Origin of the sequence: Porcipelethomonas ammoniilytica (assembly GCF_025567485.1) — a bacterium.
Lineage (GTDB): Bacteria > Bacillota > Clostridia > Oscillospirales > Ruminococcaceae > Porcipelethomonas > Porcipelethomonas ammoniilytica.
The window spans coordinates 188,450-201,876 of the sequence record NZ_JAOQKH010000005.1 but is presented as its reverse complement, the minus strand read 5'-3'; the positions used below and the strand labels follow the sequence as shown (position 1 = coordinate 201,876).

14 protein-coding genes are annotated in these 13,427 nt (G+C 38.4%); 2 read left to right on the top strand and 12 right to left on the bottom strand.

The features are described from left to right. Positions 1–11: 11 nt before the first annotated feature. On the top strand, positions 12–119 hold the full coding sequence (locus OCV67_RS13715; RefSeq protein ID WP_394802684.1) for an IS3 family transposase: 108 nt from the start codon (positions 12–14) through the stop codon (positions 117–119). A gap of 136 nt (positions 120–255) precedes the next feature. Here the strand turns inward: OCV67_RS13715 and OCV67_RS06045 are convergent, their stop codons facing one another. From OCV67_RS06045 to OCV67_RS06010, 8 genes are all read right to left on the bottom strand, one after another. Beyond that, a complete protein-coding gene (locus tag OCV67_RS06045) occupies positions 256–678 on the bottom strand; it encodes a hypothetical protein (protein ID WP_147643086.1) in 423 nt (140 codons plus the stop codon). Further along, on the bottom strand, positions 668–2,029 hold the full coding sequence (locus OCV67_RS06040) for an SNF2-related protein (protein WP_147643095.1): 1,362 nt from the start codon (positions 2,027–2,029) through the stop codon (positions 668–670). The genes OCV67_RS06045 and OCV67_RS06040 overlap by 11 nt, the downstream gene beginning before the upstream one ends. After that, the gene (locus OCV67_RS06035) at positions 2,010–2,291 is read right to left on the bottom strand and encodes a VRR-NUC domain-containing protein (protein ID WP_147643085.1); all 282 of its coding nucleotides are present in this window, start codon (positions 2,289–2,291) and stop codon (positions 2,010–2,012) included. Before OCV67_RS06035 ends, OCV67_RS06040 begins: the two co-directional genes overlap by 20 nt. Positions 2,292–2,434: 143 nt before the next feature. After that, positions 2,435–4,690: a phage/plasmid primase, P4 family gene (locus OCV67_RS06030; protein ID WP_147643084.1), complete on the bottom strand. Its 2,256-nt coding sequence runs from the start codon at positions 4,688–4,690 to the stop codon at positions 2,435–2,437. Next, complete coding sequence (locus OCV67_RS06025) at positions 4,683–5,123, bottom strand: DUF7768 domain-containing protein (RefSeq protein ID WP_147643083.1); 441 nt, start codon at positions 5,121–5,123, stop codon at positions 4,683–4,685. Before OCV67_RS06025 ends, OCV67_RS06030 begins: the two co-directional genes overlap by 8 nt. A 5-nt stretch (positions 5,124–5,128) precedes the next feature. Next, on the bottom strand, positions 5,129–5,566 hold the full coding sequence (locus OCV67_RS13810; RefSeq protein ID WP_262644367.1) for a phage antirepressor KilAC domain-containing protein: 438 nt from the start codon (positions 5,564–5,566) through the stop codon (positions 5,129–5,131). 28 nt (positions 5,567–5,594) lie between these two features. Then, positions 5,595–5,873 (bottom strand): antA/AntB antirepressor family protein, encoded by a 279-nt coding sequence (locus OCV67_RS13805; protein ID WP_262644365.1) that lies wholly within the window; start codon positions 5,871–5,873, stop codon positions 5,595–5,597. Positions 5,874–5,938: 65 nt separating this feature from the next. After that, entirely contained in the window at positions 5,939–6,466 is a 528-nt protein-coding gene (locus OCV67_RS06010; RefSeq protein ID WP_147643082.1) for a hypothetical protein, read from the bottom strand. 455 nt (positions 6,467–6,921) lie between these two features. On the opposite strand from OCV67_RS06010, the gene OCV67_RS06005 reads away from it, so the two are divergent. After that, positions 6,922–8,109 (top strand): hypothetical protein, encoded by a 1,188-nt coding sequence (locus OCV67_RS06005; RefSeq protein WP_147643081.1) that lies wholly within the window; start codon positions 6,922–6,924, stop codon positions 8,107–8,109. 66 nt (positions 8,110–8,175) lie between these two features. Here the strand turns inward: OCV67_RS06005 and OCV67_RS06000 are convergent, their stop codons facing one another. Genes OCV67_RS06000 through OCV67_RS05985 form a run of 4 tightly spaced genes read right to left on the bottom strand, consistent with a single transcriptional unit; the run spans position 8,176 to position 13,413 of the window. Next, positions 8,176–9,444, bottom strand: a complete 1,269-nt coding sequence (locus OCV67_RS06000; RefSeq protein ID WP_147643080.1) for an LlaJI family restriction endonuclease — start codon at positions 9,442–9,444, stop codon at positions 8,176–8,178. Positions 9,445–9,477: 33 nt separating this feature from the next. Next, positions 9,478–11,181, bottom strand: a complete 1,704-nt coding sequence (locus tag OCV67_RS05995) for an AAA family ATPase (protein WP_147643079.1) — start codon at positions 11,179–11,181, stop codon at positions 9,478–9,480. Next, a complete protein-coding gene (locus OCV67_RS05990; protein WP_262644363.1) occupies positions 11,168–12,223 on the bottom strand; it encodes a DNA cytosine methyltransferase in 1,056 nt (351 codons plus the stop codon). The genes OCV67_RS05995 and OCV67_RS05990 overlap by 14 nt, the downstream gene beginning before the upstream one ends. After that, positions 12,208–13,413, bottom strand: coding sequence for a DNA cytosine methyltransferase (locus OCV67_RS05985; RefSeq protein ID WP_147643078.1), 1,206 nt, complete (start codon positions 13,411–13,413; stop codon positions 12,208–12,210). Before OCV67_RS05985 ends, OCV67_RS05990 begins: the two co-directional genes overlap by 16 nt. Positions 13,414–13,427 lie beyond the last annotated feature (14 nt).

The window sequence follows — 13,427 nt, the reverse complement described above, 5'->3', positions numbered from 1 at the left end:
ATGAGGCTAATATCAGACTCTTTGATTATATTAATGGCTTTTATAATCTTAATCGCATTCACTCGGCTATTAATTATTTGTCACCCATTCATTTTGAAAATTCTTTACTTTCTTCTTAATTCTTTTCGCCTTTTTGTGTCCAGATTATTGACTATGGTCCACTGCAGGTTTCCCCACAAGGCTGTAACTCATTCTATTTTGCTATTATAAGTATAGCACATCCCTTATGCGACTTATAGATGAACTCGGGGCGAACTAGGGTGAACTGGGGTGAACTCTTTCAAAGTTTTCTATTGCTCTGTTATGAATTCGCTGTGTCCACCTCAATGTGTAATGTACCTTCGTTGCTATCTGGTTCATCGGCATAAACATCAGGTATCTGTAGCGAAGGATAAGCTGTTCATACGGGTCTTCCAGTTTATCGATTTCTGCATCGATTTCCTTCTTCATATCTTCAAGCTTTTCATAGTCAGCTTTTATCTCTTCTTCCAGATTACTGATTTTGCCAAGGTATCTTACAAAGGGTGGTTCAAGATTTCTTGTTCCCGAAAACTTTTCATCAAAGCTTGGGGAAGAAACACTTGTTGATAATTCCTTATAGCATTCCAGCTTGATAAGCTTATCGTTAATCTTGTTATTTAGAATGAACGGTCTGTTCAGATAATCTTTAGCCGTCATAAGCACCACCTCCGATTCTCGCCTTAACCGCATTGATAAGATCTGTCTGTGTTTTCTCTTTGAGCTTTAATGCCTTCATCACATCTTCATCAATGGTATCCTTTGAAATAATGTGGTGTATGACAACCGTGGATTTCTGCCCCTGTCTCCATAACCTTGCATTGGTCTGCTGATAAAGTTCCAATGACCAGGTAAGACCAAACCATATAAGGGTCGAACCACCACTTTGCAAATTCAAGCCATGTCCGGCACTCGCAGGATGGATAACTACGACAGGTATCTCTCCATTATTCCAATCACTGATATCCTTGGAAGTCTTGATTTCACGAATCTTGAATCTTTCCCTGATTCGCTCCAGGTCATGGTTATACCAATATGCCACAAGCACAGGTTTGCCATTTGCTCCTTCGATTAAGTCCTCAAGTGCGTCAAGCTTACGGTCATGAATATGAAAGACCTCTTTTTCTTCGTTATAGATAGCACCATTGGCCATCTGCAGAAGTTTGCCTGAAAGAGCAGCTGCATTTGCAGCATCAATCTCTTCCTCTCCCAAAGACACAACCATTTCCTGTCTTAATTCGTCATATACAGACCATTCCTTTTCTGAAAGCTTTACTTCCACTTCGTTCATAATGCATTCAGGCATTTTAAGAAAATCTGCCGACTTCATAGAAATCGTAATATCCGATATCAGTCTGTAGATGGCATCTTCCGCACCTGGTCTTGGTTTGTAGGAAAATATCATCTGCTGATTTCGTTTATCTGGCACAAAGAAATTCATACGATAATGTGTGATGTATCTTCCGAGCCTTTCTCCCATGTCAAGGATTCTGAACTCTGCCCATAAATCCATAAGTCCATTACTGCTTGGAGTTCCTGTAAGACCCACAATTCTTTTTACCTTTGGTCTTACTTTCAGAAGGCTCTTGAATCGTTTCGCCGATGCTGACTTGAAAGACGATAACTCATCAATAACAACCATATCGAAGTCGAACGGAAATCCACTCTTATTGATGAGCCAGTCCACATTTTCTCTATTGACCAGATAGATACCAGCACTTTTTCTTAATGCCTCTTTTCGCTCCGCCTCTGTACCTATAACCACCGAATAGGTCAGTCCCTTTAAGTGATCCCACTTTTCTATTTCTGCAGGCCATGTATCTCTTGCTACTCGAAGGGGTGCAATCACCAGAACCTTTCCAACTTCAAATCTGTTATAGAGAAGTTCAAATATAGCCGTTAAGGTAATCACGCTCTTTCCGAGTCCCATTTCTAAAAAGACTGCTGCCACGGGATGTTCCAGGACAAAGTTTGTTGCATAAGTCTGATAATCATGAGGATTGTATTTCATCAATGACACCCCCAATCACATCAGTGTTATCAACCACATAACAGAGAAACCCTAAAGCTGATAACTGTTTCATTCTTCTTATCTGTAAGGCTCTTGGTTTCTTGCCAGAAGCCTTGAGTTCTATAAAAGCCATTCTCCCTTTTGGAAGAAGAACCACTCTATCCGGCACTCCGTCAAATCCGGGAGATGTAAATTTGATGCAGAAACCACCTGCAAGCTTTACGGCTTTTACAAGCTTCTGCTCTACTTCCTTTTCACGCATTCGTGCCACCTCCATCAATGCTGAATTTGATGGTGTGACAGGGTAAGACTGTCATTTCCTATACTTTATATATAGACTTATTTTTTTTTACTCTATAGAAAAGGATAGCAAATAGCCGTCATTAACTGTCACACCTACTGTCATTACTCTTCTTCCATAAAGTCCGTCTTGAGTCTTAAGCCTTTAATGTATCTGCCTTTACGGTCACGATATCTTTCAAATCCGACCGTTTCCAAGGCTGTGTAGAAATCTGTTGTGCTTCTTGTAAACTCACCCACCTGGGTACAGAAGATTCGATACTCGTTATATATCTCGCTCGACTTTGCCACATAGGCAGGGTCAAGTTCGCAGCGTTCACTTAAGAAGTAGGAAAGCCAGTCATTACTTTCCTTATAATGCTCAATGGCATCACGCACCTTCTGTGGAGGTTCGATTTTGTAATTGTCTGCAATCACTTTTCTTGCACCCTCGATAACCCAGGAAAGAATCGCACCACCTGCATTCTCATAAAGGTAGTCAGCATAGTTCTTAATATCTGCACTGCCTTCAATCTTTGCATCAAATGGAATAACAATGAGTCTTCGCCATGTACCTTTGTCAATCGCCCCGACCTTTGGCAGATGGTTTGTATAAAGCACAAGTGTGTGTGTCGGAGTATATGAGAACGGATCTTTATACTTCTTCTCAGCATAAATTTCATCAGTTGAACAAAGCTGTTTTACATTGGCTGTGTTTAATCTCATACCTTCTTCAAGTTCTGCTGCAATAAGCATTCGCTTGCCCTTTGCCTCTGCAAGTTCAGGCTTTACATTTCTTCTGCATCCAACGGTCAACATATCAGCTGAAATGTTGCCACTGTATGTACCAAGCACTCTTGCGATAACATTCCAGAAAGTAGACTTACCATTGCGGCCTTCACCATATGCGATAATAAGTGCCTCTACATACACCTTTCCGATGGCTGACAAACCAACCATTCTCTGAACATAATCGATAAGGTCCTGGTCACCAAGGAAAAAGATATCAAGTGCAGATTCCCATATATCCTTGCCATCATCTGATGGGTCAACAGTTGTCTGCTTTGTAATGAAATGCTCCGGCAAGTGCTCAAGAGGACTTTTAAGTCCCTGTCTTAAGTCAAAAGTCAGAGCAGGTGTATTAAGTAAGAACTCATCTGCATCAAGGTTTCTTTGTTCGACTTCAAGCATTGGACGAGCCTCCTTAAGCGTTGCAGCTATGTTTTTGGTGTCTCTTCTTTTGACGGCATACTTCTTGTATGCGACAGCATCTTCATACAACGCATAGGCATGAGCCTGCTGCTTATTGAACATCTGCACTGCCTTCTTCGGACCCACAGAAACCAATATCTCCATACCACCATTCTTTACAAGTTCATCTATAGCCTTCTTCATTTCGGCTTCAGCCTCTGCAAGCTGTCTTTCTGTTAAATCCTGCGAAACACCCTGGGACTTTGGTTTCGACTCTTCCCAGAAACTGCCGTTGTAGACCATGTAATCTGTTGATGGAGAATAACGAAGGATATCCTTGTATTCTCTTGCAAGCACCATAGCCTGTCCCACATCCGAAAAATCCTCTGGCTTTAATCTGCAGTCGGAGTTGTACTGTTCAGGTGGAATGTAACCTTCCTGGTTAGATACCTTGGTGCCAAACTTCGATGCACTTCTCCATATTATCTTGAGTTCGCTTTCAGGAAGTGGCGGATTACAGAGTTCTGCTTTCTTAAGAAAAATCTGATAAGCTTCTTCTATATTTCCGTATCTCTTGATGATTTTCCCTGCGATATGGCTCATGGTGCTGTTACGCTGTCCTTCCGGCACCTGTTCAAGGCTGGCATCAAAATCTGCAAAGCCATCCTCTTCAAGAAAATCCACGATTGATTTATCACCGTCATAGATTTCAACATCGGTATCATCAGTTCCATAAAGAAATCTCGCACTATCAAGTGCATTGGTATCAAAGTAGGGAAATGCCGATGCAATTCTCTTTTTAAGGTCTGCATATTCTTCTGCATCCTTGATTACCGTAATCGCAAAAAACACATGAAATCTAGGTCTTACGGATTTGTCACCTTTTACCTTCATGTGATGTCTGCTATAAGATGCTGCGAACTGAACTCCCGGCATAGCCATTGCAAGGTCAAATGGTGTAATCCAGTCATCAGGGTTTTCTGAATGATCATTGTCACAGTCAAGAGGCACACAGTCGGAGTATTCAAAATTGTCATTACTTCTGTAATTTCCTTTGTATTTTGCTGTTACATGATCTGTTTTGATTGCTGCAATAAATGTATCTTTGCCCGTGACCTTCATTTTATGTGGGTATAGACAGTTACTGCTGTTACCCGTGCAGTCAGCTGTATATAAAGTGAAATTAATCATATTCCTGAACCTCCTTCATCTCCCAGGTAAACCACCTGATTTTCATTCTTCTTTTCTTGGCTACATTGATTTCACGAGCCATTCCACGGCTTACAACACCACCAAACACCCATAACTCGGTACATTTGCCGAGCAATACATAATTGAAGTGCATAGCCATCTCACGTTCCTTCTCGTTTGCATCATCCATAAACTGTGGGTAAAGAAGATGTGGAGTAACCGGAATTGCATTATTCTCTACAGTGAATCTGCTATACTTCTTTGCATTTGCCACGTTATTTTCAATATCACCTGCATACGGACTGCATACATACACCAAAGGAAGATAGGCAGCCTTTTTATCAGCTGCCACTTCTTCACGGTGAATATTGGTAAGTGCCTCATATGTAGTAGGGTCGTAATAACCATCGGGGTTAAACTTATCAATACTCATATCCGTTACACCTCCTGCTCAATAAGTGGATAGTATCCATCACCAGTCATAAGTTCATAAATGAAGAGTCTTCCTTTCTGTGTCCAATATGTATGAACCTTTGTATGCATATCTCCATTGCAACCTGGATAACTGTGAGTCTTGGTGCTTGTATATCCTTTTTCTGCATACTTCTGATAAAGCAGCCAGATATCGCCCTGTTTGAACTGAACCCCTTTATCGTGAAGATAACGGTTCATCCAGATAGCTGACTTTCCATAGTCCTTTGCAATTGCAGATGTTGAGATAAGGTCTTTACAGTTAAGCACCACATCGTAGTAGCTTGCCTTAGGCTGCATCTCTGCAATCTGCTGATTCTGAACAGCTACTGTTTCAAGAAGTTCCAAGTTCTGTTTCTTCACCAATGAAAGCTGATTATTGGCAAACTGTAATGCTCTTGCCATTACTGCTTCCGGTGAGTTCCATGCCTCTTCAACTTTGATGAAGTACTGACGTTCTGCCTGCCTCTGAACGCTGAATCATGCAGAGTTCCTTTGCCATCGCAATGGTAAGCTGATGATCCACTGCAGGTCTTCCACCTGTGCTTTCGCTCAAAAATGAGCAGAAGTCAGTACCTTCTTCAAAGCCGTAATCACACATTCTTGGAAACCAGTCCTTGTATGCAGTTCTTACTTCCAATGCTGCGTGTAAATCTCGACCACTCACAGTAGGTCTGTCACTGTCAAAATTGATTCTGATTAATTCGTCCATTCGAATTACCTCCATAAAATTTCTTGGAGACCCTTGCCTCCTAATGGGTAGCCTCGGTGATAGGGTTAAAAGAACGTTTTTTCAAAAACTTTTTTTAATTTGTTGATTGCTCTTCTATAACGGTGACTGACATTGTTAGCATCTTCACCAATTGATGCTGCGTATTCACCAACAGACATTCCATCAAGAACAATGGCAATCACCATTTCTGCTGCTGTTGGTTTAAGCACTTCACGAATCCAGCCACAGTAATGCGCATACTGATATTCGTGGTCTAACTTGGTTTCCACCTCATCGATGCTCTTTGTAAATACAGAAGTGTCAATTGCTCTCGCCATGATGGCTTCCTCTGTGTTCACTTCAACAGTTCCTTCTTTACCTTTACATTTAGCAACACCTGTATGGCGGTCATGCTTGTGCCAGCTGTTGTAGTCAGGACGGTTGTATCTGACTTCGATTTCTTCCTGGATTCTCTTTTCGTAATCCTCTTCGCTTTCATCTTCTGAGATAGAAATGTTTAACCACTTTTCAATCTCCTGTGTTTCGACCTCAAGGGTCTGGTATGCATCCTCATAACGCATCTTAATCTTCATAATGTTCCTGCCTTTCTGCCTGGTTCTCAGCAGTCGGGCAATGGGAACAAATAAAGGCCGGTGCTTATAGAAGTACCGACCCGGATTGCCTGAAAATGGGCATAAGGAAATAAGGGTACTTCCATCGCACTTTCCACAGGGTTTGTCCTGTGTTTGGTGTCGATATCTGTATCCCAATGCCCTTATAGCTAATCAGGCCTTGTGATATTTATTAGTTAAGTCATGTGTCTTAACTGCTTTTTATTTTACTCTCATTCAATATGTAAGAAAATTTCCATAAAAATACCCCACACGCTTAATAGTTGCATAAGGGGTTATATATTGTATTCCCATTATTTTGATGTTATAATATGATTACGAGTTATATTTTGAGGAGGCACTTTCTCATTCGTAATGGGTTATGTCACAAATCTTCAAATATTAGCAGTAATAAAATCTCAGAAAAGAGGTATGTCATGATAAATTCATCGAATTTTTTTCTAAATAATTTTTTTGAACTAGAAAACAGTCCTTGTGAATGCAAAAAAGAGACTGTATATACAGCCCCAGGTGTAGATCCTTCTTTTATTTTGAAGGTGTGTGCAAAACCTGACAGTGACACACTTCGCTTTTCCTATTCTGCGCAAAAGGGATTAAACCTATCTGGCAATGCTGGAGGAGTGATTAGTGAAAATATTCTCGGTCAGCTACTTGCAATAAAACCTAATGATATGGATGGGACAATTAGCTTTTTAGAGAAATATGGTTTTATTTTTCCGGTTAGTTCAGAATCGTATGAGACAGTTGATGGAACTGCGTTATTAGAAATTTTGAATCGAATCAAAGCTACTGTAAAGCTGATGAGTGCGATAGCAGGAAAGAAAGACTATAAAGCAATTCTTGTTTATACAACTTACTTGCTTTTTTCGAATCCCGTAGAAATGGTTCTGTCAGGAGTAAACTACAATACCAATTTTCACGAATTCACTGATTTGATTAGAACGTACAATGCCATTCCTAACTTAAATAGAAACCAGGAATTCTTTGACACTGAATGTATATCTATATTCGATACTTTAAAAGGGGATTATGAAAAGCTTGATATAAATGAGCTTGCTGGGATGAGTTCCGGAGATGGAATTAACGGACTCGCAGGAAGTAGAGATTGGCATTTTAGAAATCTCTTCTGTCTGTATACTACTTACAATGTAGCTGGTGAAAACTTAAGAAACATCATTGACTTCTATTACAACTATCAAAAGAAGGTCGGTGTTATTAAAGATGTTGAACCTACAAGAGTTACCTATCACACAAATCCAAAGAGAGAAAACTTCTCAGATGAGATGAAAACTGCACTAGTTAAAATTGCTAAGATTGTAATCAGTGAAGAAATAAATGCTAACTTGCGTAATATTTGCCCACAGTTAGAAATCAATGCCCTTGCACCTACTTGGAAACTCAATAGTCTTCTTGAGGCTTTATATTTTTCAGTATTTTATATGAAACCAGGAGTAGAGTTGTATAAGGAATGTGAAAACCCTTATTGCAAACATGAAAAATATTTCTTGATTAGTGCTACTGTCACAAATAAAAAATACTGTTGTCCGGCTTGTGCCAATGCTGCTGCTCAAAGACGTAGCAGGCAAAGAAAACTCGGCAAATAAAAAAAGCCTCCACTTAATAGCTGTTACGCTACTAAATGGAGGCTTTAGTATTTATGTGTTTTTATATTATTGTTTTGGAGGAGACACAAGTCCTCTTGACAGAACCTTTTCTATGCATTCTGCAAGTTCCTTTTTCTGTTGTTCAGGGGTACCAATATAATTATACATCAAATACCTAGTATCCATAACTATACCTTGAATTCTTTCAAAGTTCTTCATTTTAGGATTACTTGAATCATATCTCCAATCGCCAATTGCCTCACCAATATTTCCAACATTACTGTTTAATCTGAAAAGATTATCCTTTTTGTTGTACGGCATGATAAAGCAATTAAATAGACTATCATTCGGAACACCTTTTACTCTTTCGATGTATTCACCGTATGTAATCTGTTTATTAATATCAGTTCCGTTAGGCAGATGGTCAGGATTTCCTGTCCAACCATAACGATAGCATTTGGCATCTAAAACATAATACTTATCTTTATATATCATGACTGAATCTGGATATAGCGGAGTTTTCTCCTTATCGTGTCCATAATCCAACAACCATCTAGTTTTTGGAAAGTATTGTGTCTTGTCTTCTATACCAAATGCTTTATCTATCATTTTCTCCCATACTGTTTCAAAATGGTCAGTACCAAAGAAATACTGTGTATCAGACAATTTCTGATCCATGTATTCAAGCATTGCTCTCATAGCTGTGAAAAGTTCTTGCTCATTATCATTGTTGGTACTTGCCAATTTTTTGTTAAGTATATAGATAGACTCTTTTATCCCTGGATGCATTCCTGGTTTCTCAGGCATAAAAGGAACATACAACCATCCCATTTTTTCAAATGCCTCGTAAACACAGTATCTATGTATCTGCGTTATTTCCTTATTGGCATTTGGAGTAGATGAGCGAATAGTCATATTAGTGAAAATCAGTGAACCATTTTTCTGAACTAATGCTCTTTGTTCCTTTACGGTCTTTGGCCAAGAAGTCCTTCCTTTAGTATCTGTTTTGTACTGTGGGTCAGTCTCAATATAATATCGTCCCGCTCTTAAGAAACCACGAATAACCGTTAAGTATGCATGAATTGGAAAATCTACGGTTCTTGGTGCCTCAAACTTAGGAGCTTCGATAACCTTATCCTCTTTCATAAATGCAGCAAGAACACCGAATAAGTTATTAATATCAACTCTTAAGTCATCATCATTTTCCGGCAATTGATAACCCAATGGAAAATAAATCACGGCATCATCTGTATCAGCTTTTACACCAACGAAACTATCACCATCTTCATTTGTATTTACATGACATCGCTGCCTTAGATTTTTCGTTAAGTCCATTAAGAATCACCACCTTTATCTACTTACGCTTTTTTACTGTTGAGTAGGGTAAAGGGTATCCCTAACATTCTGTTTGAAAATTTTAAATCTATCAGAACCTTTGCTGTATACAAATGTTCTGATTACTTCTTCAAGGCTGTCCATATTCTCCGTATCAAAGATTGCCTCAGGATTAAACTTAAAAGCATCATCCCACAAGTACTTGATTACTTTTTCAGGGAATAATCTATTGTGAAGAATAGCATCTCTCATTTCTTCAAGTCTTGCTTTCTTAGTAGCATCCAACGTGCCAAGTAACTCATGACGAACTAAATCATTTAATTCGTCATAAGTAGTCATAAAGTTTCCAGTAGGTAGTACTCTAGAATCAAAAGCAAGGTCTTGTTCATGCACAAAGTAAACACCTAACCTCTTATCTTCAGCAGATGCCATTTTAGCTCTATTGCCGATAATAATAGTATTAACTGTTTCACAGAATTTCTGCCATGTAACCTTAGTATCAAGAATTTCCGCATTAGCAAGTGAACCCCTAACATTATTGAAATTATTCTCGATAAGTCTCATGTTCCATCTTCTTTGGAAAGCTGTATCTAATGTAAATACATTCTGATCTGATGTATTCATAGTACCTAAGATAGAAAGATTTGATGGAATTCTTACCTTGTGTTTTCCGTTTTCATATACAACCTTTGCGATGTTTTCATTTGTAATTCCATATTCACTAGTTCCTCTAGGATAGCTAATCCCATCCATAACCTTAGTCTCTACAGTCCTATCCAATAACTGGAATACATCCCCAAAGATAGCTGGAGCATTACCGCGGTTAATTTCTTCAATGATTAACACATAAGATTTTGAAGGGTTATTGTACGCCTCTTTAAGAATATTAGTGAACGGTCCCGGTGTGAATTCGTAAGTAACCATTTTATCCACAGGGTCAACCACAGGTAAAATTTGACCAATAAAATCAGCATTTGTATAATCCGGATGGAATACTAATCTTTCTACTACAGTACCAGGTTTACAGTACTCATGTTCAATAGTCCAGCTTTTACCTGAACCTGGAACACCATAGAGTAGGACATTTGTGCCACCAGCAAGTCTCACAGGCTCTAACGTATTATCAATTTTTCCATCATCATTCATATCGCCTGGATGGCTAACATCTGTTGGTCCATAGTGTAAATCCTTATAATTTTCAATATAGTGATAGATAAATTCTGGTCGAAATACAACTAAGTTTTTACCTGTTGTTCTATCAACATAATATCCAGCATTTTTCGCAGGCATTACATCAGTTCTCATGTTTACGCGCAAACTAGGATTGGCAGGATAATTTTTCCCTTCCTCAATCGGCCATGCAACAATAATAGTATCGGCAAGGGAATTCTTGCTTTCATATACATAAAAACCAAGAATTAAAGCGTCATCAAAATACTGTCTTGGATCATTTTCTGTACCCAACTGTATCTTCTTTTCTTCACGATTACGTTCTGGGTCTTCTTTACGAACATTCCCGTGGAAAAGATGGAAACGCTTTTCAATCTGCAAATTTTCGTTTTTAAGTTCGATGTAATAATGGGCAGATGTAATCTCCTCTAAAAGAGTATATGTCCATCCGTTAATAGAGAACATATTCTCTATCATGCTTTTCCTTTCTGACGGTGTTAAAGTGACCGGTGTTCCTACAACTATTGAACCTTGCGAATTAACCTCATAACGCTCATCTCTTTCCATCGAAATATACCTCCTTTATTTTTGTAGCTAATATAAGTGCCATCCTCACAGGAACAGCATTACCAACTTGACGCCACTGTTCCTTCATATTTCCAGTCAATACATACTCATCCGGAAATGTCTGTAATCTTTTAAGTTCTTCAATCCTCAAGAAACGATTTCTCCAATGAAACGGACCTTGATTAGTAGAAAAACTAGCTTGAATTGTCCATGAAGGTCTGTCTGGTGTCAATTTCAAAAGAAATGTCCAGTATCTTGATTTCCACTTGAACTTTGGATTAGGATATCCACGTTTTTCTGTAAAATAAAGATAATTGTCACCCGCTGGTATTTCTAGCAACAACTCATAATCCTTGGTTCCTGGTCTCTGAAGTTTTTCTTCTTCTGTGATATTATCAAAATCAGAAATAACTTCACCACAAGTAACCCACGGAAGTTTATCTGTTTTTTTCTGTGGATCTGCATGAGTTTCTTCGGGAAATTCAAACTTAGGTAACTCTTTACGGCTTCCAACACAGAAAAATCTTTTTCTAGTTTGAGGCACACCATAATTTGCACAATTTACAACTTTAAACGCAATATTGTACCCTAAACTATCAGCTCTCTCTTTCAAAAAATCAAATTCTTCTTGATGTGTTTTGAATGAAAAACCATCTACATTTTCAAAAAGAAATACTTTAGGTTCCAGTTCTTCCACCGCTCTAAAATATTCAGGGACAGCAAACCCCGCGTGTTCGTCATCAAAACCACCAGCTTTGCCTACCAAATAATGACGCGTCTGACTATAAGGCGGACAGGGTGGTCCACCGATAAGACAATCAACCTCACCATATCTTTTCTTCAGTTCCTTAAAATCAATATTTCTTACATCGCCACAAAATACTTCATCCGACATATTGTTTGCTTTTAAAGTTTCGCAAGCAATATTCCAAACATCTGTAGCAAAGACTGTTCTAAACCCAGCTTTTTTAAAACCAATATCAAGTCCACCTGCCCCAGAAAAAAGGCTAATTACCCTAGGTTTTTTTATATCCATTTGCATAATTCTTCAACCACCTTTTTTCCTAATAATGGAGGCACCGCATTTCCTATTTGCTTATGCTGTGAATATGTGCTTCCAAAAAAAGCATAATCATCAGGAAACGTTTGTATTGCTGCCAACTCCCTTATATTCAATCTTCTATTCTTCCAATGAAAAGGTCCCTCCCAATGTCCTGGACTTGCAATAATGGTCCAAGATGGAAGAAACGGATGTAGTTTCAAAAGCGAAGACCAATATCTTTTCCCCGCCACAAATACAGGGTTAGGGTGATTCTCTCTTTCGGATAATGCTATATAATTTTTACCGAAAGGAATACATGTTAATTCGTATTCCCATTTTCCTTCAGTTTCTAGTTTTTCACCCTCACAAAATTCTACAGCATCGAATTTTCCAATCCAATCAATTACTCTTTCATATGGTAATAAATCAGGATTAGCTAAACATTCTTTCTCATTTCCATGTGTTTTCACCAATGTAGCATTTATTTCTTTTTTGCTCGCTAAAAAAAATACTCTTTTTCTCTTTTGCGGAATTCCATAATCTGCAGCATTAACCCTTAATAATGAACAATGATATCCTAGCGCTTTCATATTTTCATAAATCGATTCAACTGCAGTTTTGTTTGATGGGTGAAGAATGCTTTCAACATTCTCTAAAACAAACCCATCGGGTTGAAGCTCTGAAATTATTTTGAAATATGGAACAATCATATTCCTTGGGTCATCATTTGAATTTCTTTTTTCATTTGTTACCCAATATCCTGCTTTTGAAAAAGGCTGGCAAGGAGGTCCACCAACAATTATTAACTTCTCTGGATTCTCTTTTTTTAGTAATTTCTCGTAATGCTTGCCATCAATTTTAGTAATGTCTCCAACCTCATGAATTGTATGATCAAAGAACTTATTCATTTTTAATGTTTCAACACTGTCCTCAAATATATCCAAACTAGAAATCACTTTTACTCCCGCCAATTGGGTGCCAATATCTAGGCCACCTGCCCCTGAAAACATACTAATAGCCTTTACGTCTTTTCGGTAATCAATTTTCAAATCATTTACCGTATAACCTTTATGTGTATAAGGAATAACAATATTCCCATCATCATCTAACACAAAATTTGTAAGCATAGCCTCTCGCTGATGCTCAGTAACATTTTGAAAGAATTCTCTCTCAATTTTATATAAACTCATAGTTCCTCCTAAAG

What these genes read in the sequence shown, in the direction of transcription:
- OCV67_RS06045 (WP_147643086.1), bottom strand. Translation starts at nt 678, where the DNA reads ATGACGGCTAAAGATTATCTGAACAGACCGTTCATTCTAAATAACAAG.
- OCV67_RS05990 (WP_262644363.1), bottom strand. Translation starts at nt 12,223, where the DNA reads ATGCAAATGGATATAAAAAAACCTAGGGTAATTAGCCTTTTTTCTGGG.
- OCV67_RS06035 (WP_147643085.1), bottom strand. Translation starts at nt 2,291, where the DNA reads ATGCGTGAAAAGGAAGTAGAGCAGAAGCTTGTAAAAGCCGTAAAGCTT.
- OCV67_RS13810 (WP_262644367.1), bottom strand. Translation starts at nt 5,566, where the DNA reads ATGGCAAGAGCATTACAGTTTGCCAATAATCAGCTTTCATTGGTGAAG.
- OCV67_RS05985 (WP_147643078.1), bottom strand. Translation starts at nt 13,413, where the DNA reads ATGAGTTTATATAAAATTGAGAGAGAATTCTTTCAAAATGTTACTGAG.
- OCV67_RS06025 (WP_147643083.1), bottom strand. Translation starts at nt 5,123, where the DNA reads ATGAGTATTGATAAGTTTAACCCCGATGGTTATTACGACCCTACTACA.
- OCV67_RS06000 (WP_147643080.1), bottom strand. Translation starts at nt 9,444, where the DNA reads ATGGACTTAACGAAAAATCTAAGGCAGCGATGTCATGTAAATACAAAT.
- OCV67_RS06005 (WP_147643081.1), top strand. Translation starts at nt 6,922, where the DNA reads ATGATAAATTCATCGAATTTTTTTCTAAATAATTTTTTTGAACTAGAA.
- OCV67_RS05995 (WP_147643079.1), bottom strand. Translation starts at nt 11,181, where the DNA reads ATGGAAAGAGATGAGCGTTATGAGGTTAATTCGCAAGGTTCAATAGTT.
- OCV67_RS13805 (WP_262644365.1), bottom strand. Translation starts at nt 5,873, where the DNA reads ATGGACGAATTAATCAGAATCAATTTTGACAGTGACAGACCTACTGTG.
- OCV67_RS06040 (WP_147643095.1), bottom strand. Translation starts at nt 2,029, where the DNA reads ATGAAATACAATCCTCATGATTATCAGACTTATGCAACAAACTTTGTC.
- OCV67_RS06030 (WP_147643084.1), bottom strand. Translation starts at nt 4,690, where the DNA reads ATGATTAATTTCACTTTATATACAGCTGACTGCACGGGTAACAGCAGT.
- OCV67_RS06010 (WP_147643082.1), bottom strand. Translation starts at nt 6,466, where the DNA reads ATGAAGATTAAGATGCGTTATGAGGATGCATACCAGACCCTTGAGGTC.